The organism is Kistimonas ophiarachnellae (assembly GCF_057552235.1).
Map to the genome: position 1 here is coordinate 259206 of NZ_BAAJPA010000002.1, position 18994 is coordinate 278199.

An 18994-nucleotide genomic window follows, 5' to 3' on the forward strand; every position below is an offset into this window, starting at 1 on the left:
AGCGCGCCGCCATTATCGCGATTCAGGTTACACTTCGCAACACATCCGCCGTGCGAAACCGTCTTTTTCTGTTCTTTTTTGTTTGTTTTCGGCGCAGGAGGACGGGATTTTCCCTTCCTGCTAGAATCGGCACTTTACCGAATCCAGCCGTTACAGGATGTTCATGACACAGTTCACTTTCCCGCTTCCGGTCAAACCCGGCGACAAGCAGGTCTGGGGAGACGCTCAGGGGGCAGCGTTATCGCTCGCAGTCGCCGATGCGGCCCAGCGACATGCCGGTTTCAGTCTGATCATTACACCTGATCAGGAGCAGGCTGAGCGTCTGCGCAGGGAACTTGATTTCTTTATTGATCCCACCCAGCAGCTGGAACTGCTGACCTACCCGGACTGGGAAACCCTGCCCTATGACACCTTTTCTCCCCATCAGGATATCATTTCCCAACGCCTTCATACCCTTCACAGGCTGCCACGGGTTAAACGGGGCATCCTGATCGTAGCGGCCAGCACCCTGATGCACAAAACGCCCCCGGTTTCTTTTCTGGAAGGTCATAGCCTGGTATTGGCAGCAGGCGATACTTTTGATCGGGAAAAGCAACGCCAGCTACTGGAAAGTGCAGGCTATCACTGTGTCGACACGGTTTATGAACACGGTGATTACGCCATGCGTGGCTCCATCATCGATATCTTCCCCATGGGCAGCAACACGCCCTTCCGGATTGATCTATTTGATGACGAGATTGATACCTTAAGGACCTTTGATCCGGAAACCCAGCGCTCCGTTGAGCAAGTTGAGCGTATTAACCTGCTGCCTGCCCGGGAATACCCACTGACACCGGACGCCATCACCCACTTCAAACAGGCGTTCCGCAGTCGCTTCGATGTCGATTACCGTGATTGCCCTCTCTACCTGGATCTGAGCCGTGGTCTGGCATCGCCGGGAGCCGAATACTATTTGTCGCTATTCTTCAAGGAAACAGCCTCCCTGTTCGACTACCTGCCGGATAACACTCTGCTGATCACCACCAGCGACATTCAGCCCGCAATCACACATTTCAGGGATGACCTGAACAGTCGATACGAGAACCGGAAAGTGGATCCTTCACGCCCGATTCTTCCACCAGCCGATATTTTTCTTGCTGATGAAGAACTATTCCGGCAATGCAAGGCATTCCCGAGAATCCAGCTGGAACATGAGTCAGCGCCCAACAAGGCTGGCCATTATGACTTGCCTGTTCGCTCTGTACCTGCTGTCGAGATTGATCACAAGTCCAGTGAACCACTCGCAGCACTGCAAGCCCTGATGTGTGATGCGGACAGAGTACTTTTGTGTGCGGAATCTGCAGGTCGACGGGAAAACCTGACCGAACTTCTGAACCACCATGGTATCAACCCTGATGCAACAACCGGCTGGCATGAATTTCTTGCATCCTGTACCCCACTGGCCATCACCACCGCACCTATTGATTCGCCGCTATGGCTGGATAAAGACAACACCCTGCTATTAACGGAAACCCAGCTTCTGGGTGGCCAGGTCATGCAGCGTCGACGCCGAAAGCGTGCGACCGATGAAACCGATCTGGCCATTCGCAATCTTGGCGAACTCAGCCTTGGTGCGCCGGTTGTCCACCTGGATCACGGCATTGGCCGTTATCGGGGATTGCAAACTATTGATCTGAACAATCAGCCTCAGGAATTCCTCACGATTGAGTACGCGGACGAAGCCAAACTCTATGTCCCGGTATCCTCACTTCACCTGGTATCCCGCTACAGTGGTGCCGATGACGAATTAGCACCGATCAATCGACTCGGCACAGAACAATGGAGCAAGGCGCGACAAAAAGCCGCAGAAAAGGCCAGAGATGCAGCGGCTGAATTACTGGATATCTATGCCCGTCGGGAAGCCCAGTGCGGTTTTGCCTGCACCGACCCAGGCCCGGATTATCAGATATTCGCCTCTGCCTTTCCTTTTGAGGAAACGCCAGACCAGGAAGTCTCTATTCATGCAGTGGTTCGCGACATGATGGCCGATCGTCCGATGGATCGCCTGATCTGTGGTGATGTGGGCTTCGGCAAAACCGAAGTCGCCATGCGCGCCGCCTTTATGGCTGTTCACAACAGCCGTCAGGTCGCTGTACTCGTACCCACCACGCTGTTAGCTCAACAGCATTTTGAAAGCTTCAGAGATCGCTTTGCTGACTGGCCGGTCAAAGTGGAAGTCATGTCCCGTTTCAAGACAGCCAAGCAAATCAGCCAATTGAAAAATGGCCTCGCGGAAGGCGCCATCGACATCATCATTGGTACCCACAAACTGCTACAGGAAGATACCACCTTCAAAAATCTCGGGTTACTGATCATTGATGAAGAACACCGCTTTGGTGTCAGACAGAAAGAAAAACTCAAATCACTCCGATCTGAAGTGGACATTCTGACACTTACCGCCACCCCTATTCCGCGAACCCTCAACATGGCCATGGCGAATATGCGTGATCTGAGCATCATTGCAACGCCTCCAGCACGAAGACTTGCGGTCAAAACCTTTGTCAGGGAAGCGGACAGTATTCTGATCAAGGAAGCCATATTGAGGGAATTGCTGCGTGGCGGGCAAGTCTACTACCTGCACAATGAAGTCAAAACAATAGAAAAAGTTGCCAGCGATCTTCAGGAAATGCTGCCAGAAGCCCGAGTCGCCATTGGCCACGGCCAGATGCGTGAGCGGGAGCTGGAACAGGTCATGCAGGATTTCTATCACAAGCGCCACAACGTACTTGTCTGCACAACGATTATTGAGACCGGGATTGATATCCCCAGCGCTAATACGATCATCATTGATCGCGCCGACAAATTTGGCCTGGCCCAGCTGCACCAGCTTCGTGGCCGGGTCGGACGATCACACCATCAGGCTTACGCCTACCTCATGACGCCAAACCGTAGAAGCATGACAGCCGATGCCGTCAAACGACTGGAAGCCATTGAGCAGGCTGGCGACCTGGGCATGGGCTTTACACTGGCCACCCATGACATGGAGATTCGAGGCGCCGGTGAACTGTTGGGCGACGAACAGTCCGGTCAGATCCAGACCGTCGGCTTTACCCTTTACATGGAAATGTTGGAGCGTGCTGTCGATGATATCCGTCACGGTCGTACCCCAGATCCGGAAAAACCGCTAGCCACCCACACCGATATCAATCTTCGCCTGCCTGCACTCATTCCGGATGACTATATACCCGACGTTCATACCCGACTCGTGCTCTATAAACGGATTGCCTCCGCTTCAAACAGCGCAACATTAAGAGAACTGCAGGTAGAGATGATCGACCGTTTTGGGCTGCTGCCAAACCCGGTCAAATACCTGTTCCGGGTAACTGAACTCAAACTATTGGCCCAGAAGCTGGGGATTGACCGGATCGATACCGGCGAAAAAACCGGCACCATTGATTTTTCAACAACACCTAACGTTGATCCAATGAAGCTGGTCCGGATGGTTCAGCGTGAGCCTCAACGCTATCGCCTGCAGGGCGCATCAACCCTGAAATACACAACCCCCATGGAAACGGTTGAGCAACGCCTGCAAATCACACAAAATCTGTTGGAAGAACTTTCCCTGTCAGCCTGACAGGGAAAGTCACTGGCAATCAATCGTTTGACACTATTAAAAGTGACATCGCCATAATGATGATACTGCGTACACTCTTGCTGACCAGCCTGCTGCTATCCATCGCTACAGGCGGCAGCGCTAACACCGACAACCCAACCTCTTCCAACCCTGAAGAAGACTGGTACCAGGTTGATGTGATAGTGATCAGCCGCCTGGACAAAGCCATGGATTCTGCCGAACGCTGGCCATCAGTTGCGGAACACCGCTTCCCGCTGGATGCTGTGAAGCTTTATACCGTCGAACAACAGACAGTTGGCAAGGAATTCCTGCCAGCGTCAACACCGACAACTTATCAGCGTAATAGTGCATCCGCCATGGACGACGCAACCTATGCTTCTTCCGCCAAACGCATCCCGCTTGATAGAACGCCCAATATCGCCACACAGCCGCTGATCCTACTACCCACCAACCTGGGACAACTCAACAGTGAAGCCGACTCTATCAGGCGTAGCCGCGATTATCGCCTGCTCTACCAAGCCAGCTGGCGTATGCCGCTGCAACCGGATAGCGAACCGACTCACATTTATATAGAAGCTGGCCAAACAGTGGGGAATGACAGCGAACTGGAAGGGATTATCACGCTTTCCGCTCGTCGCTTTGTCCACGCCGCACCTCAGCTCTGGCTGAACCGTCTGAATCCAGTACTCCCAATGGATAAGTTGCTGCTGACCAATCAGCTGCTGGCATCGCCTACCAACGATAAATTATTGATGACATCTTCCAGTACTGGCGGCCTGGCGATGCCAATCGACACACACTACACCGGCAATCTACTGATGACAGAGACTCGCCGATTGAAGTTAAACACCATCAATTACTTTGATAGCCCGTCACTGGCCGTTCTGCTCTCTATTACACCTTACGAAATACCCAAAAAAGTCAAACCGAATAGTGCTGCTGATGAAACGCAGCTATGAAAGAGCGAGGGCGCTTGATAACGATAGAATTTGATATCTGAAGATGTGATTAACAGCACTAAGTGAGCTTTTTACTCATATAAAAGCTGTTCTTGCCATCTGAAGAAATGTAGCTGACATCGTCCATTAATTGCTCAACGATGTTAAGACCTCGACCGCTGCAACTCCAGCTCTCAGGATCTGCAGCGGTTATAGTCTGCATATCCGACATATCAGAACTTTGCACAGCAGCCATTGCCTGCCCCCAGTCACTGACCACAATTTCCATTTCATCAGCACTGAGATTAATCACTACTTCGACAGAGTGACCAGAAGCACTACTGTAAGCATGCTCAATGGCGTTATTGGTGATTTCAACAACGCAGAGTTCAATACGGTTAACTTCTTCTGCGGTTAAACCGGTCATCGCACAAAGGCCACGTACGGCCATGGCGACCAGTACGGCGTCTTCCAGTCGACTGTCAATGAGCAGTTGTATTGTCTGGGTTCGCTGATCCATGCAAACCTGCCTTTTCTCTTGTTTTAATACTTACGCATTCAGTGCTTCATCAACAGTAGCATAGATTTTAAAAATTCGATCCATGCAAGTCAGATCAAAGAGATCGCTGACGGCTTTCTGAGGCCCAGCCAGCTTGACACTACCATTGCCGCCGACCTGCTTGAGTGCCGCGACAATCGCACCAAGACCGCTACTGTCCATGAAACTGACACCTGAGATATCGATAACAAAATTCGTGTTGCCGCTATCAATCAAATCCACCATAAAATCTTTGAAGCCCCCTGCAAGGCTCGCATCCAGGCGACTTTCCTCTACCGTGACAACGGTTGCATCGCCCTCCTGCCTGGTTTTATACCCCATACTCCAGCTCCTCTGTTAATCCTTTTCTGTCAGGGCTTCCATTCCACCACCAGATAGGTGACATCGTCCTCAAACTGATCGTTACCCTGCCAGCCTTCGATCTGATTCTGAACCGCCGTAATCATGTCCTTCATCGGCAAGGTCTGCGATTCTTTCAGCAGGGTTTTCAGCTTGTCTTTACCAAACATTTCACCCTGACTGTTTTCACATTCGATAATGCCGTCAGAATAAAGAAATAAACGGTCACCGGGTGACAGCTGCATCTGCTGGGTGTCATAAGCCATGCCCGGGATCATGCCGATAGGCACACCGCCACCTTCAACAAAATGCGCATCGCAGGTTGCAGGGCGCATCCACATGGCCGGCGGATGCCCGGCATGACTGATGGTCAGTTTTCCGGTTGGTGTATGGATGACACCGTAGACCATGGTGAAATAGAGCATGCTTTCCACCGATGTCTGGAAACGGTCATTAAGACGACTCACCACTTCATGGGGTTCCAGAATGCGATAATAAGGCGCATCAATGGTTTCTTCCCTGAGCAGAGAGGTCTTGCCTGTGGTATCCCCCATCAGGTTATTCAGGGTAAACGAGAACAACGCGGATGGAATGCCGTGCCCTGCGACATCCAGCTGATAAAACGCAACATGTTCATCACTCAGGGCAAAGTAGCCAAACATATCACCGCCTATGATTTTGCTGGGCTTGAAAAACCAGTCAAAACTGACGGAATCAATGGTCGTTGGTTGCACCAGAAGTTCTGCCTGAGTATTGGCGGCGGATTCAAGATCTTTCTTGATCGTCTCAAAGGCCTTGGCCAGCTCTTCGTTACGCTCCTCAAGCTTACGCTCAAGCTCAATGATACGAAGCCCTGCCTTCAGACGCGCTTCCAGCTCACGGAAATTGACCGGCTTATGCAGGAAATCATCTGCCCCAATACTCATACCCTGAACAACCGCATCATGATCCTGGTTGCCAGTCAGCAGTATGAAGTACACATAATGGCCCAGGTCCTGACCGCGGATCGCCTTGCACAGTTCAATGCCATCCATTTCCGGCATCATCCAGTCACTGATCACAACACGAATCTGGGGGTTCTTTTCAAGGCAGGCTAGCGCTTCACGGCCATCCTCCGCCTCGTGAGCGGTATGGCCTAATTTGCGTATGAAGGTGGACAACAGGAGGCGTTGATCCCTGGCATCTTCGGCAATCAGAATATCCATATACTTCGCCGACTCCGAATGTTGGCTATTACCGGTATTAAACCTGCCACCACCTCCTGTAGCAGCAGATTCAAGAATGCATTAAAACACTGTCAGTATAGCATTCGATAATCCGCCAAATTTTCGTCAATTCGTTGTTTTTATGGCCAAAACAAGCATTTATCGGGTTTAAAGTAGTGACGCCGTAATTAACTGCCTGACTTTCTGCATACCTTCTACCAGCACCTGACGCATGGCATCGATAGTGATCTCACCGATCGCCTTACCGGCTGCACGATTCACCACAAGACAGATCGAGGCATATGGCAGCCCAAACTCTCGAGCTAAAGCGGCCTCAGGCATGCCTGTCATACCGGTAAGATCACACCCATCTCGCTCCATCCGCAGGATTTCAGCTGCAGTTTCAAGTCTTGGCCCATTGACACAGCCATATACCCCACCCTGCCTGACATCGAGCTTTGCCTTAATCGCTCCTTGAATCAATGACTGCCGCAGCATTTCATCATAGGGCATGGTGAAATCGATATGATTTGTCACCTCAAAGTTATCACTGAAAAAGGTGTGCTCACGATTTGATGTGTAGTCAATGATCTGGTCAGGGATACAGATAACTCCGCTGTCCATGCTTTCCGTTATTCCTCCAACCGCATTGACAGCAATAATCCGGTTAACGCCCAGAGTCTTCAACGCCTGAATATTGGCGCGGTAATTAATCTTATGTGGCGGCAGGGAGTGATCCGGTGCATGCCGGGCCAAAAACATCACTTCATGGCCATGGAAGTCCCCGACCAGCACCGGTGCAGACACTGCACCCCAGCACGTTTCGAGAACCTCCTCTCGCTGGATGCTTAATCCATCCAAGTCTGTTAATCCGGTACCACCAATAATCGCTGTTTTGCTCATGAAGCATCGCCCTCTACAGACTCTTCCGACGTTTCAGCCTGCACACTCATAGGCAAAGGATCAGGAATATCCAGCGTCGTGGTCGGAAAGGCGATATCGGCACCGTGTGAATGAATAATGGCCATAATTCTCAACAACACATTTTCCTTGATCTGTTCAAACATGACCCAGTCAGTCGTCTTGGTGAAACAGTAGATAAAGAAATCAAGAGACGACCCGCCGAAACGGGTAAAATTGACCATCAGCGTTCTGTCCTTGGCAATTTCAGGATTATTGGAAAGATAATCCCTGATATCGTCCAGTATCTGGGTAATACAGTGAGCATCCCGGTAGCGAATCCCGATGACTTCATTGATTCTCCGGTTACGCATACGTGATGGGTTTTCGACTGAAATACTGCTAAATGTCGCATTGGGCACGTAGAGTGGCCGTTGATCGAATGTTCGTATACGCGTTTGACGCCAGCCGATGTACTCAACAACACCTTCGATATTCTTATCCGGAGACCGTATCCAATCCCCTACCTTGAACGGTCTATCCAGATAAATCATGAAACCGCCGAAGAAGTTGGCAAGCATATCTTTTGCCGCAAAACCTACGGCCAGTCCGCCTACACCACCAAAGGCCAGCAATCCGGAAATACTGAAACCGCGGGTCTGCATGGCCACCAGAACAGCAGCAATGATCACTACGGCTTTCAGTAGCTTGCTCAACGCCTGAGCCGTCGTTTCATCAAGATGCCGGGTGCTGGATGCATTCGATAGAATCTTCCGCTCCACCTCACGAATAAAGCGAATGCAGAACCAGCTCACAACCACAATGACAATCAGATCCCTGATCGAGTCAATCGCCTTGAAGATGGCAGCACCGGTCTCATTTTGGGCAACATCCCCGGCAAAAGAGATACCTGCCACCCAGATAATGAGTAAAACCGGGGTTCTCAAAGCAAGGATGAACGCATCGTCCCACAGAGTAGTGGTTCGGGCAAAACCGGCCTCCAGCCGTTTCAAAACCACCTGCATTAACCCATGCGCAGCGAGGGTTGCCAGCAAAATCAAACCGATATGAAAAATCCAGCCATCGCGATCCTGTATGAACCGAAACAGCGCCTCATAATCAATCACCGCCATAATCCTTCATCGACCAGCGCCTCAAGGCGTTTCCGACAGGCCTGTCGGCGCCCGGAATTCATCAACACAGTTAAATCAACTGCCAGAGTTGCTCTCAACCGGGACAACCGAGAACTGGCCTCTCTTGGTTCACTTTCAAGCCAGTCTACCACCTCCTGTGCGCCATCCTGATTATTGCAGACCAGTATCATGTCACAACCCGCGTCGAGAGCGGCTTTGGCTCTGGCCGGAAAACCACCAGAAATACTGGCGGCAGCCATATTGAGGCAATCACTAAAGACAACACCCTCAAAACCAAGCTGGCCCCGTAACACTTGCTGCAGCCAGTAAGGAGAAAATCCGGCAGGTACATTATCAAAGGCAGTAAAGGCGACGTGGGCAGGCATCATTGCCTCAACACCTTGTCCAATCATCGCCTTGAATACACTGAGATCAGCCTCAAGCTCCTCGAGTGTACGCGTATCCCTGGGCAAAGCGATATGAGAATCTGCAGAAACACCGCCATGTCCGGGAAAATGCTTGCCCGTGGCAGCCATGCCCACCTCATGCATTCCTTCTACAAATGCACTCGCCAGCGGGATAACAAACTCAGGAACGGCACCGAACGATCGATCCCCTATGGCACGGGACAAACCCCGATCAAGATCCAGAACCGGCGCGAGAGAAAGATCAATATCGAAAGCCCGAACCTCACTGGCCATAAGCCAGCCGCACTCCCTGGCAAGATCAATCGCACTCTGCGGATCAGCGGACTGATATAAGTCGCCAAGCACCCCCATTGGCGGTAATCGCGTGAACGGTTCTCCGCGAAAACGCTGAACTCTCCCACCCTCCTGGTCAACTGTTATCAGCATATCCGGCCTGACCGACCGAATGGCGACAACCAGCTGCCGTAACTGATCAGCATCCTGATAATTTCGTGAAAAAAGAATCACGCCCCCCACTGATGCCTTGGATAACCGGTCAATTTCAACACTGTCAGGATGAAGGCCTTTCAGGTCCAGCATCAGGACGCCCTGTGTCATGGGAATACTCCAGTATCAGTTTTCAAGAATGGTGACGGACATACCCGGCGCAGTCCGGGGAAACAGATCAAGAATATCGCGATTATGCATGCGAATGCAGCCACGGGAACCAGGCTTACCCATTTCGGCGGTATCAGGCGAACCGTGAATATAAATATACCTACGCATGGTATCAACGCTACCATGCCGGTTAAAGCCTGGTTCAAGGCCACTTAGCCACAGGATTCGGGTCAGGATCCAATCCCTGCGCTCAGGATATTGAGCTCTTAATTCAGGGCTATAGATTTCACCCGTGAATCGTCGCCCCACCAGAACCGCATTCTCGGGGAGCCCTTCACCAATTCGTGCACGGATTATGTGTTTTCCCAACGGTGTCTGATAACTTCCATTCTCCTGGCCAACACCATTAGAGCCTGAAGAGATGGAATAGATACGATCACCGTCTGGCGAATGAAGAACAAGTTCCTGAGAAGCAATATGAATGGTGATATGCATAGGTAACCGATGAATACGAGTAATGGTCAACCATCACAGTATTACCGGTTACGACTTATGAATCTAGCTGGGCACGCATGGCTGCCGCGAGGAAAGGCTCCATCCGGTGCAGGGTTTTCTCGATCGTGGCTTTTTCTCCGTATTCATAGTCAGCAATCGCCTTGAGTGCTTCGAAACCTGACATGGAGAAAATTACGGTTCCCATCATGAAGTGAATACGCCAGAACAGTTCGTTACGCGGTAGAGCTGGCGAGGCAGCAACAACCAACTTCAGGTAGCCGGAGAGCACATCACCATAAATATCCTGCAAATAACGACGAAGATGCCCTTGCGTTTCAGTAAACGCTAATGCGAGCAGCCGCATAAAGACGGCCAGATCCTTCTCCCCACGAGGCTTTGTCGCAAGAATCTGGTCAACCAGCAAGCGAAGCAAAAGTTCCAGCGACGGCTCTTTATCTTTAGGGATTTTGGCAACCTCTTCTGCCAACCGGGCACAGAAGGGATCCAGAAAACGTGTAAATACAGCCTGTATCAAAGCCTTCTTGGAGCCAAAGTGGTAATTGACAGCCGCAAGATTCACGCCGGCCTTGCTGGTGATGGTCCGTAACGATGTCTCCGCAAACCCTTTCTCTGCGAACAGGGATTCAGCGGCATCCAGTATTCGGTCTACAGTATCTGACTGAGCCATAACATCTTATTTTTTATACCTGAAACAAACGATCGTTTGAAACGATCGTATGTCTAGAGCCTTTTGTCAAGGAATTCAGATGATTACAAGAAAATTACACACTTAATGTAACCGAACACAAGGAATGGGATAGAAGGGAGTGGGCGGGTATATCTGCATAACCGTGGGTATAAATGGGTGAAATGCCAGTAATAGCAAGGGTTTGCGGGCATTTGGGGGCAGCCTGGCGACCACGGCAGAATGAGACGAAAAACTCCCGCCAGGGGCTTCATGGGCATCATTTCCCCCTCTCTCCATTGCTCCACCTCAATTTGCTGTGAAGCCCTTTAAATCAAGGGTTACAGGCTGTTTAACAGTCATCGAAAGCTATTCAAGCAGTTAAAGGAACTTGAACACTAAAGCTTAAAATGAGATTAAGTGTTCAAGTTCTTTTAACTTACTGAATATAAAAGAAAATATGGCTCTCCTATCTTGAACAGTGTTCAAGTTGAAGATGAACACCTGACGGGCAAACTTGAACACCATTCAAGAAATCTTTTTGTAGATCTCATCAATTTGACGTTCAAGTTCCTCTATCCGTTTCGCTTGATGATCTGACGTGTACATGCTTTCAATGCGAGACAAAATCTCTCTTCTGTTTTCATCAGACAAGCTATTCAACATTTCGAGCAATTTGGCCTCCTTCTTATCCATGGGGCTCTGGTATGCAGAGGCATATTTAGGCTCTCTACCAGTCAGTAGCCAGTCCATTGTCACCCCTTCCTGCTTAGCAATAGTTTCACAATATGCGTAAGGCTTGGAGTTTCTGCTTTTCCAGGTGCTGATAGTGCTACTACGTGATAAGCCCAGGTATTGCGCGAGTTCTACGTCGTTTCTTGCGTCGCACGCTTCGCTCATCCGCTTGACGATGTCCTCAACTGAATCCATTGAATTTCTCAAACTGTGAAAATAGTTGTTGATAATTTCTCAAACTGCGTATATTGTGAAAAAAAGATGTCACAAAGTGAGAAAACACTACCACAAGTGAGAAGGGGTTTCTCTATGGGTGAGAGGTGCGATTTAAGCGTTAAGGCATCCCTGTATGACTCGGGGATTACGTTCTCTGATATTGCCTCGGAGGTTGGCGTAGCTCCGAGGACGGTGACTTACGCCATAAAGAAGTGGGAAGGAAGGTGTGGAAATCCAAAGGGAAAAACACGCCAGGTTCTCAGAGCAATAGAGCGTCATATCGGGCGTCCTGTATACGAAGAAGAATGAGGTGGCTTACGTGTCTGCTTCGGAATGGTTCACAGCGAAGGAATTGGTCGGGTTGCCGGGAATGAATGCTGCAGTTCAATCACTGAACCGTAGAGCTACCCGTGAATCGTGGCAATCACGCCCATTACGTGGGCGTGATTGCCATGATTCGCGGGTGGCTTGCTTGGTAACGCCTTGCACTGTTTTACCCATGATTTCGGCTACCACTTTGGTTGCTACCCACTCACTCATGGCTAGCCCTCCAACATCTCAAAGCCAGCAACCATGAATAGCCGCTCTCTAACTTCATCTGCTTTTGGCCCATTCCATAAGCCATAAAGCGCTCTTCTAGCGTTTTCTCTTTTGACGCCGGCTTGTTCACATCCCTCAGAAAAAGTCAGCCCTTGCAAGGTCATACCGGCTTTTACTTGTCGGAACAGTGTCAAACCTGGATCGTCGGTTAAGCGAATCGTTAATGACCGCATCCTTACCTCCTAAACAAAGTAGGATTCATGTAATATCCGCAATGCATAAAACTTTGCGCCCGCATTTATTGCCCGTCTCGGATATAGCCTATGTCGCTATACCGACACATGTCAAGAGATATTTCGCTATGACGAACATAAACAGTCGTATTTGTTTGGTACGCAAACACGTAGGAGCGACACAGAAAGACTTTGCAGCTGAGCTGGGCGTCTCCAGAAGCTATTTATCAGAAGTTGAAAACGACAAAGGAAAGGCCAGCATTGAAATGATCGTCGGTATAGCGACAAAGCGTCCTACCATAGACCTTTGTTGGTTGTTGACAGGAAAAGGGGAAATGGAAGCAGGTCAAGACGTCCTAGGCAAAGTTGATCTAGAACTTCTTGAAAGTGCCATCGATATCGTTGAATGGGGTCTTGATAGAGCGAAACGTAAGGTGTCTTCAACCAAAAAGGCAGAACTTATCTCTGCTGTTTACGATTTCTGCGGTGAACATGGGGTTCCAGAGGAAAAAGAAAAAATCCTCAAGATTGTGAGCTTAGTCGCATGAAGAATGATCAAACCCTCTCGAAACAGCGCAAAGTTATAGAGTTGTTTAAGTCTGCTATCGACGAAAAATCCAACACCCAGCATGATGAAACCAATGACCACCCAAAAGTTTCAACTTGTGGGGTATATTCATCTGGCAACGGGAACACGATAAACATCAATGTCCAGAAGATCGTGTTTCAAGTTCCAAGCGCATAGTTTCAACTTTCAAGTTGAAACAGTTTCAAGTTAAAAACCGCTAAAAAGCCCGTATCACGCGGGCTTCAGCCAAGTTGAAACTGTAATCTCATTTTATGCGTTCAGTTTCAACTTACTTTTTAGATAATTTCAACTTACAACAATGTTAAACAGCCTGTAACCCTTGATTTAAAGGGCTTCACAGCAAATTGAGGTGGAGCAATGGAGAGAGGGGGAAAGAATGCCCAGGAAGCCCCTGGCGGCCGTTTTTCGTCTCATTCTGCTGTGGTCGCCACGGCTGCCCCAAAATGCCCGCAAACCCTTGCCATTACTGGCATTTCACCCATTTATACCCACGCTTATGCAGATATACCCGCCCACTCCCTTCTATCTCATTCCTTATGTCTGGGTACATTAATTGTTGTAGCCGCTGTAACCGAACACAAGGAATGGGATTTTTGTCCGCAAGGTTTGGGACTTTCTGAAAATCCCATTTTATGCGGACGTTTTTATAATTTTGGCCTTTTTCGGTTCCATCCTGCCTACCAAAAAATCTCATTTCATGCGAAAAAATCTCATTTCATGCGGACAGTTTTTGCCGTTTTGAGCCCATGAAATGAGATTTTTTACCCCTCCATTCCTTTTATCTGTGTGGATAAGTGGCCGGTTTCACCATTAAAAACCGGCCTTAAAGACCGGTTTAAAAGGGCTTTTTAAGCCTCTGCCTTTCTCTCTTGATAGCCTGATAAACCAACGCTTCACTTACTCGAAACTTCCAAGCCAGCTCACGAACATTTGTGCCATCGTATTCTTTGGCAATACAAAATTTACGCATCGCTGCCTTTAACATAGCGGCACTAGGCAGGTAGAACCCCCTACCCCCGCCATAAAAACAAATGCCATACAAAACAGTATCCAGCACATCATCAGCCTGAGGGGCTGTCATACCAGTTAAAGCTAACTGATCTGTCAATTCTCTATATAGGGTATCAAGCAATCTCGCGGCTAACGTACGGCAACCAACATCAAGAATTTCAATCCCATCCCGTACCTGATTAATCAACTCTCGAGTTCTCGTTGAGTTCGGCAAATATAAGCCCATACCGCCATACTTCAGGCACAGCCAGACAATCAGTTTTTTTGCATCGCGAGGCGTAAGGATTTGTACTAGCTTGGCGCGTTCCAGCTCATACTGTACATGGCTATAAACGTCTTTCAACGAACCGGCCCAGTACTGAAAGTCATCCACCATCTCATCAGGAATCTCCGTAAAGTTCACATAATCCATGGCTTCAAATCTCCCCCTACATGTATAACAAGCCTCAAGAGGCCTACTAGGGCGTCCTGAGGCGTTTTTCTGATTAGTGGCACTATATGGCCACAACAAATCCGCGTTAATGGCTCTTAAAAGCCGGTTTAAGCCGCTGGCTCTGGATCATCCAGCCATGGGCAAACCAGAACATCTACAACGTTGTGATTGATGTTCTCCTCGCCGTTTTCCAGCGTCTCACGCTTGATGACCTTATGGGCCTTGGCACGTAGCGAGGTTGGCACCACAAGAAGGCTCGGGCGGATTCGTAACAGGCTCCCGGAATCAGACCGCTGCTTGATCATATTGCTGTAGACTTTGTCGAAGTTGTCCCCGTTCAACTCTTCTGTAGAGGCTGCGGCCAGTTGCCAGAAAGAGAAACCGGCATTACCACGACCACGGACACCAAACAAAAACTCATCCTTGAGGAACAAATGGCTATCCATACCCATTGTTGAGCGGCCCTGCTCATGAACACCTTGCAGTTCAGGCTTGAGACGCTGCTGCCAGATCATAGGCTTTACGGTACGGGTCGTATCCAGTAGAAACCATGCCGGTTGTGCCGGATCGCCTGTATAGAGGTTACTGCCCGCTGTGTCGCCGTTTGGGTGGTCGGCAGCAAAATACGGTTTGCCATCAAAGCATTTTTCAGTGAAGCCGTCCTTTAACAGCGAGAACACCAGCTCATCAGGGTATTCACTGGCAACCTGTCCCATTTCCTTGAACAGGGGCGCATACTTGCCATAATCGTTGTCTTCAAAGTCCGTACGCTTAACCTTGATAGAAGACTCATAAACCTTGTTCTCAATGGTGTACTGGTGCTTGGACAGTTCCTTAAGCATTCTTTCACCTACCCATTCCTTGAGCATTGGAAAGTGCTGGAGCCAGCCATAGCCGGAAGCATGAGCAGAAGATCCCGCCTCCATAGCCACTTGCAGATACATGGGTATGGCTGCTTCCGTACCTTCCTGAAACTTGATGGAAAAACCGCGACTGGCTTCTACCACAACGGCGCTTAAATCCTGTGTCATTACTTATTCTCCCTTGATATAGGCGGCAAACTGGTCTTCAGAAATATTCAATTCACGGCAGGCGCTAAGCTGCGTCTCAGTCAGTGTCTGGCGGGATTCCGGTACCTTCCGGCTAGCCATCGTGTGAGCTGTCAGGTAGTGGTAGGCCGGTCTGAACTGGCGCATGAAGGTAATACTTTTCTCTGCATGCTCTGGCCCCGAAGCGCGACAGGCAGCAAGATAGAAGTCCTTTTCACAGGGTGCGATATAGCCGTCATTAACCAGGCTGTTAACTTTATCGTCATACTGACGATTCATGGATTCCGCTTCCTGATAATTCAGGGCTTCCAGAATGTCGCGCGGTCCGGTGACACTTTCGATGTTCAGGGCTTTAGCGACAGAAGCCCATTCACGGCCACACAGCCCGGTATCAGGCTGTTTTGCTGCGCGGTTAAGGGCTTCCATAATCAGGTTGGGGTTATTGGTCAGTCCCGCTGACTTGATGGTATGGATTTGACCAGTTTGCTTGTTATGCAGAATGACCGGCGACAGGTAACGATACTCCCGCTTGCTGAGTGCTACACGGGCACTCTCTACCCACTCCACCTTTCCCCACACTGAACCACCCTCACGGGCTTCAAGGCTGACGATCCAGCCAGCCGCCGGAGCTTGATCCCCATTGCGGCCCTTGATCTGGGTTGCGTGCTCGTAGTCAATCACCATCGGGCGATTCTGATTGTTGAACTCATCTACTAGCTTTTGGGACTTGTCCAGAACAAACCGGCGACCATCAATCCCGATGATTTCCGGCCCTTGCGGTAACAGCTCTACCCACTCGGGAATATTGCTGTTCTCGTCCGGCCCAAGCTCCATACAAAGCGCAAACTCTGTATTCACTATGAACGCTCCTAAAAGGTTTTGCTGAAGTTGCAAGACAAAGGTATTTAATCTTGATCTGTTCAGGCGTTTTAAGGGTTTTAGTGATGCAATTACGATGCTGGCGCTAGAATGGTCGGTGCTGGGTTGTACAGCCCCAGAGTTGACGTCCTCCGGGGCTTTTTTACCCTGAAAGCAAAAAGGCCCAAACCGTAGTTTGAGCCTTTGCTGTATCACTGGCGATGGCGGTTAGCTGCCTTGCCTCATGTAAAGAATTTCTTTCCGCCAATCCTCCAGAAACTCATACAGACCTGTTAGCCGTTCGGCCTGCTCCAGATAGTAATTCGGGATATTCTCCGGCCAGTGTTCGCCGTCCTTCTTGTGCTGGGCGATCAGGTAGCTGATTGCAAGGCAGGCATCAGAGAGGGCTTGGGGCTTATTCATTGCTGCCACCCTCTGCCTGTGCTTCAAGCTCATTCGCAACTGTTTCAAGCCTATGAGCGATAACATTAAGCAGAACGCCGAAATCTTGAGCTTTGATCTGGGATTTATTATCAAGATCGGTACAGATGCTGACTAATGAACGAACTGCTTCAATAGCATAACCCAGCTTATCTAAAGAATTACCTACTTCCGCTGCATTTATGTAATTAGCGTCAAACATGGCAAGAGCCTCCTTGTAGCGATTTTACCGCCACCGGAGGTTGCAATCTCTGAGGGTGGCGGACTGAATAGGGTTGCAACAACCGGCCTACAAGGTACCGGCCCGACAAAGTCGGCCCTATCCAGCCCACCATAAAAAGGCTGGTCTTTGCACACAAAAAAAGACGCTTTGGCGTCTTGTGCGCCTTGTAGTATTCCGGGGTTGCAATCCCGACACTGGATTTTGCCAGTGTCCTACCAATCTATACCTTTACGGTTTCCGATGCAACAGGTTCCAACAAAGGCCAACACAATATGTATGCTCATGAGTCGTTTTATTTTGCTGCATTTTCTTACTTTAAAATGGTCGTTTTCTGGAATTACTACAGACCGCTCTTCAGAAAAGAACCAAACAAAACACATAAACACGCAGATATTTGGAATATTTGGTTCTTTTCTGAGCTTCTACGGTTCCTTTCCGAAAAGAACCGCGTTCTTTTTATTTCGAAGCTATCTCATTGTTTTTGTTGTATTTATAGAGAAAAGAACCGCTTATCTCATTTTATGGGTAGCGGTTCTTTTCTCTGCAAAGTGTGATTGCAATCTCCAGACTTGCATACGTTCCCTTTCTAAAGAGGCGCGTTCCCTTTTGAATAGGAACACGTTCCTATTTAAAAAACACATATCTATTTGTTTTTATTAGCTTTTTACAGAAAGGGAACGTTTATCTCATTTTATACAGAGCGTTCCTTTTCATTGGAATGACAACTGGTTACATCTTTATACATCGAATCGGCTGTAACTCGCGAGTTAAAGGGGCTTAAAAGGGGTTTTATGTTTTTTCAGGGTATGGCCAGACAACGGACAAATTTTATGAAAAATTGGGAATTTTCGTCTCATTTTGCAAGCGAATACACGACACTTTAAGTTTATATAAAAACACTCGCAACCCCTTGTAAATACTGAACTTTCACCCATTTATACCCACACTTATGCAGCTATACCCGCCTTTTTCGTTCTATCTCATTCCTTATGTTCGTATACACTTAAATAAACAAATCATCGCTACCCGACGTTGTTTTTTTCTCCGATCAACTCTGATTACTGCAACATACCAACGACATTTATTATTGCAGACACCAAACAACTGTATATAATCACAGTTACTGTATATAACGACAGAATAGGTAGCGGCATGATCAAGCTCACTCCCCGTCAGGCAGAAATTCTGGCTCTCATTAAATCCCATATTGAGAACACCGGCTTCCCCCCGACGCGCGCCGAAATCGCCAAAGAGTTGGGATTCCGTTCACCGAATGCTGCAGAAGAACACTTACGGGCCCTGGCCCGCAAAGGTGCGATTGAAATCATTTCCGGCGCATCTCGAGGCATTCGAATTCCCGATGACAACCCCCATGAAGCCGAAGGCTTACCGATCATCGGTCAAGTTGCTGCCGGTATGCCGATCCTTGCACAGGAACATATCGAAGATCACTGCAAGGTCAACCCGGAATTTTTCCATCCAAAGGCCGACTATCTCCTGCGCGTTAAGGGAATGAGCATGAAAGACATCGGCATCATGGATGGTGACCTGCTGGCAGTCCATCGCACATCCGATGTGCACAATGGCCAGATCGTTGTAGCCCGTATTGACGAGGAAGTCACAGTGAAACGGTTTGAGAAAAAAGGTGCCAAAGTCTTGCTTCACCCGGAAAACGAAGAATTTAACACGATAGAAATCGACTTGAAAACCGACCACCTCACCATAGAAGGACTCAGTGTCGGGGTTATTCGCCATTAAGGCTAATGGATGATCA

General features: G+C 49.1%; 21 protein-coding genes. 5 read left to right on the forward strand and 16 right to left on the reverse strand.

Annotated elements, in window-relative coordinates; all coding sequences use genetic code 11:
- Nucleotides 1-163: 163 nt before the first annotated feature.
- Nucleotides 164-3613: a transcription-repair coupling factor gene (gene mfd / locus AC27K1_RS03370; protein WP_487148289.1), complete on the forward strand. Its 3450-nt coding sequence runs from the start codon at nucleotides 164-166 to the stop codon at nucleotides 3611-3613.
- Nucleotides 3614-3669: 56 nt separating this feature from the next.
- On the forward strand, nucleotides 3670-4572 hold the full coding sequence (locus AC27K1_RS03375; protein WP_487148291.1) for a CsiV family protein: 903 nt from the start codon (nucleotides 3670-3672) through the stop codon (nucleotides 4570-4572).
- A gap of 58 nt (nucleotides 4573-4630) precedes the next feature.
- On the opposite strand, the gene AC27K1_RS03380 is transcribed toward AC27K1_RS03375, so the two are convergent.
- From AC27K1_RS03380 to AC27K1_RS03430, 11 genes are all read right to left on the reverse strand, one after another.
- Nucleotides 4631-5071 carry an ATP-binding protein gene (locus AC27K1_RS03380; protein WP_487148293.1) on the reverse strand — a complete coding sequence of 147 codons (441 nt, stop codon included), beginning with the start codon at nucleotides 5069-5071 and terminating at the stop codon, nucleotides 4631-4633.
- 30 nt (nucleotides 5072-5101) lie between these two features.
- Complete coding sequence (locus AC27K1_RS03385; protein ID WP_487148295.1) at nucleotides 5102-5431, reverse strand: STAS domain-containing protein; 330 nt, start codon at nucleotides 5429-5431, stop codon at nucleotides 5102-5104.
- 29 nt (nucleotides 5432-5460) lie between these two features.
- A complete protein-coding gene (locus AC27K1_RS03390) occupies nucleotides 5461-6654 on the reverse strand; it encodes a PP2C family protein-serine/threonine phosphatase (RefSeq protein ID WP_487148297.1) in 1194 nt (397 codons plus the stop codon).
- Nucleotides 6655-6822: 168 nt separating this feature from the next.
- Nucleotides 6823-7557 (reverse strand): S-methyl-5'-thioinosine phosphorylase, encoded by a 735-nt coding sequence (locus AC27K1_RS03395; RefSeq protein ID WP_487148298.1) that lies wholly within the window; start codon nucleotides 7555-7557, stop codon nucleotides 6823-6825.
- Entirely contained in the window at nucleotides 7554-8687 is a 1134-nt protein-coding gene (locus AC27K1_RS03400; protein WP_487148300.1) for a mechanosensitive ion channel family protein, read from the reverse strand. Before AC27K1_RS03400 ends, AC27K1_RS03395 begins: the two co-directional genes overlap by 4 nt.
- Nucleotides 8678-9712, reverse strand: coding sequence for a beta-N-acetylhexosaminidase (nagZ, locus tag AC27K1_RS03405; RefSeq protein WP_487148301.1), 1035 nt, complete (start codon nucleotides 9710-9712; stop codon nucleotides 8678-8680). The genes AC27K1_RS03400 and nagZ overlap by 10 nt, the downstream gene beginning before the upstream one ends.
- A gap of 15 nt (nucleotides 9713-9727) precedes the next feature.
- The gene (locus tag AC27K1_RS03410; protein ID WP_487148302.1) at nucleotides 9728-10207 is read right to left on the reverse strand and encodes a L,D-transpeptidase family protein; all 480 of its coding nucleotides are present in this window, start codon (nucleotides 10205-10207) and stop codon (nucleotides 9728-9730) included.
- Nucleotides 10208-10262: 55 nt separating this feature from the next.
- Nucleotides 10263-10895: a TetR family transcriptional regulator gene (locus AC27K1_RS03415; protein WP_487148303.1), complete on the reverse strand. Its 633-nt coding sequence runs from the start codon at nucleotides 10893-10895 to the stop codon at nucleotides 10263-10265.
- A 525-nt stretch (nucleotides 10896-11420) separates the two neighbouring features.
- Nucleotides 11421-11822, reverse strand: coding sequence for a helix-turn-helix domain-containing protein (locus AC27K1_RS03420; protein WP_487148305.1), 402 nt, complete (start codon nucleotides 11820-11822; stop codon nucleotides 11421-11423).
- Nucleotides 11823-12227: 405 nt separating this feature from the next.
- Nucleotides 12228-12383 carry a hypothetical protein gene (locus AC27K1_RS03425; protein WP_487148307.1) on the reverse strand — a complete coding sequence of 52 codons (156 nt, stop codon included), beginning with the start codon at nucleotides 12381-12383 and terminating at the stop codon, nucleotides 12228-12230.
- A gap of 2 nt (nucleotides 12384-12385) precedes the next feature.
- Nucleotides 12386-12616, reverse strand: coding sequence for a hypothetical protein (locus AC27K1_RS03430; RefSeq protein ID WP_487148309.1), 231 nt, complete (start codon nucleotides 12614-12616; stop codon nucleotides 12386-12388).
- Between the two features lie 128 nt (nucleotides 12617-12744).
- Between AC27K1_RS03430 and AC27K1_RS03435 the strand changes: the two genes are divergently transcribed.
- Entirely contained in the window at nucleotides 12745-13164 is a 420-nt protein-coding gene (locus AC27K1_RS03435) for a helix-turn-helix domain-containing protein (RefSeq protein WP_487148310.1), read from the forward strand.
- 398 nt (nucleotides 13165-13562) lie between these two features.
- The gene (locus AC27K1_RS03440; RefSeq protein WP_487148312.1) at nucleotides 13563-13955 is read left to right on the forward strand and encodes a hypothetical protein; all 393 of its coding nucleotides are present in this window, start codon (nucleotides 13563-13565) and stop codon (nucleotides 13953-13955) included.
- An 85-nt stretch (nucleotides 13956-14040) separates the two neighbouring features.
- On the opposite strand, the gene AC27K1_RS03445 is transcribed toward AC27K1_RS03440, so the two are convergent.
- The 5 genes from AC27K1_RS03445 to AC27K1_RS03465 form a co-directional block, all read right to left on the reverse strand.
- On the reverse strand, nucleotides 14041-14628 hold the full coding sequence (locus AC27K1_RS03445; RefSeq protein ID WP_487148313.1) for a Mor transcription activator family protein: 588 nt from the start codon (nucleotides 14626-14628) through the stop codon (nucleotides 14041-14043).
- A gap of 128 nt (nucleotides 14629-14756) precedes the next feature.
- Nucleotides 14757-15680, reverse strand: coding sequence for a Mu-like prophage major head subunit gpT family protein (locus tag AC27K1_RS03450; protein ID WP_487148315.1), 924 nt, complete (start codon nucleotides 15678-15680; stop codon nucleotides 14757-14759).
- Nucleotides 15681-15683: 3 nt separating this feature from the next.
- Entirely contained in the window at nucleotides 15684-16556 is an 873-nt protein-coding gene (locus AC27K1_RS03455; protein ID WP_487148317.1) for a phage protease, read from the reverse strand.
- Nucleotides 16557-16784: 228 nt separating this feature from the next.
- Nucleotides 16785-16979, reverse strand: a complete 195-nt coding sequence (locus tag AC27K1_RS03460; RefSeq protein ID WP_487148318.1) for a hypothetical protein — start codon at nucleotides 16977-16979, stop codon at nucleotides 16785-16787.
- Complete coding sequence (locus tag AC27K1_RS03465; RefSeq protein WP_487148320.1) at nucleotides 16972-17199, reverse strand: hypothetical protein; 228 nt, start codon at nucleotides 17197-17199, stop codon at nucleotides 16972-16974. The genes AC27K1_RS03460 and AC27K1_RS03465 overlap by 8 nt, the downstream gene beginning before the upstream one ends.
- Nucleotides 17200-18372: 1173 nt before the next feature.
- On the opposite strand from AC27K1_RS03465, the gene lexA reads away from it, so the two are divergent.
- Complete coding sequence (gene lexA, locus AC27K1_RS03470) at nucleotides 18373-18978, forward strand: transcriptional repressor LexA (protein WP_487148322.1); 606 nt, start codon at nucleotides 18373-18375, stop codon at nucleotides 18976-18978.
- Nucleotides 18979-18994 lie beyond the last annotated feature (16 nt).

Excerpts from the sequence above, each read along its gene's own strand:
- AC27K1_RS03400 (WP_487148300.1), bottom strand. The coding sequence starts at position 8,687 with ATGGCGGTGATTGATTATGAGGCGCTGTTTCGGTTCATACAGGATCGC.
- lexA (WP_487148322.1), top strand. The coding sequence starts at position 18,373 with ATGATCAAGCTCACTCCCCGTCAGGCAGAAATTCTGGCTCTCATTAAA.
- nagZ (WP_487148301.1), bottom strand. The coding sequence starts at position 9,712 with ATGACACAGGGCGTCCTGATGCTGGACCTGAAAGGCCTTCATCCTGAC.
- AC27K1_RS03460 (WP_487148318.1), bottom strand. The coding sequence starts at position 16,979 with ATGAATAAGCCCCAAGCCCTCTCTGATGCCTGCCTTGCAATCAGCTAC.
- AC27K1_RS03450 (WP_487148315.1), bottom strand. The coding sequence starts at position 15,680 with ATGACACAGGATTTAAGCGCCGTTGTGGTAGAAGCCAGTCGCGGTTTT.
- AC27K1_RS03410 (WP_487148302.1), bottom strand. The coding sequence starts at position 10,207 with ATGCATATCACCATTCATATTGCTTCTCAGGAACTTGTTCTTCATTCG.
- AC27K1_RS03420 (WP_487148305.1), bottom strand. The coding sequence starts at position 11,822 with ATGGATTCAGTTGAGGACATCGTCAAGCGGATGAGCGAAGCGTGCGAC.
- AC27K1_RS03440 (WP_487148312.1), top strand. The coding sequence starts at position 13,563 with ATGGAGAGAGGGGGAAAGAATGCCCAGGAAGCCCCTGGCGGCCGTTTT.
- AC27K1_RS03435 (WP_487148310.1), top strand. The coding sequence starts at position 12,745 with ATGACGAACATAAACAGTCGTATTTGTTTGGTACGCAAACACGTAGGA.
- AC27K1_RS03395 (WP_487148298.1), bottom strand. The coding sequence starts at position 7,557 with ATGAGCAAAACAGCGATTATTGGTGGTACCGGATTAACAGACTTGGAT.
- AC27K1_RS03385 (WP_487148295.1), bottom strand. The coding sequence starts at position 5,431 with ATGGGGTATAAAACCAGGCAGGAGGGCGATGCAACCGTTGTCACGGTA.
- AC27K1_RS03415 (WP_487148303.1), bottom strand. The coding sequence starts at position 10,895 with ATGGCTCAGTCAGATACTGTAGACCGAATACTGGATGCCGCTGAATCC.
- AC27K1_RS03430 (WP_487148309.1), bottom strand. The coding sequence starts at position 12,616 with ATGCGGTCATTAACGATTCGCTTAACCGACGATCCAGGTTTGACACTG.
- mfd (WP_487148289.1), top strand. The coding sequence starts at position 164 with ATGACACAGTTCACTTTCCCGCTTCCGGTCAAACCCGGCGACAAGCAG.
- AC27K1_RS03390 (WP_487148297.1), bottom strand. The coding sequence starts at position 6,654 with ATGGATATTCTGATTGCCGAAGATGCCAGGGATCAACGCCTCCTGTTG.
- AC27K1_RS03425 (WP_487148307.1), bottom strand. The coding sequence starts at position 12,383 with ATGAGTGAGTGGGTAGCAACCAAAGTGGTAGCCGAAATCATGGGTAAA.
- AC27K1_RS03465 (WP_487148320.1), bottom strand. The coding sequence starts at position 17,199 with ATGTTTGACGCTAATTACATAAATGCAGCGGAAGTAGGTAATTCTTTA.
- AC27K1_RS03445 (WP_487148313.1), bottom strand. The coding sequence starts at position 14,628 with ATGGATTATGTGAACTTTACGGAGATTCCTGATGAGATGGTGGATGAC.
- AC27K1_RS03380 (WP_487148293.1), bottom strand. The coding sequence starts at position 5,071 with ATGGATCAGCGAACCCAGACAATACAACTGCTCATTGACAGTCGACTG.
- AC27K1_RS03375 (WP_487148291.1), top strand. The coding sequence starts at position 3,670 with ATGATGATACTGCGTACACTCTTGCTGACCAGCCTGCTGCTATCCATC.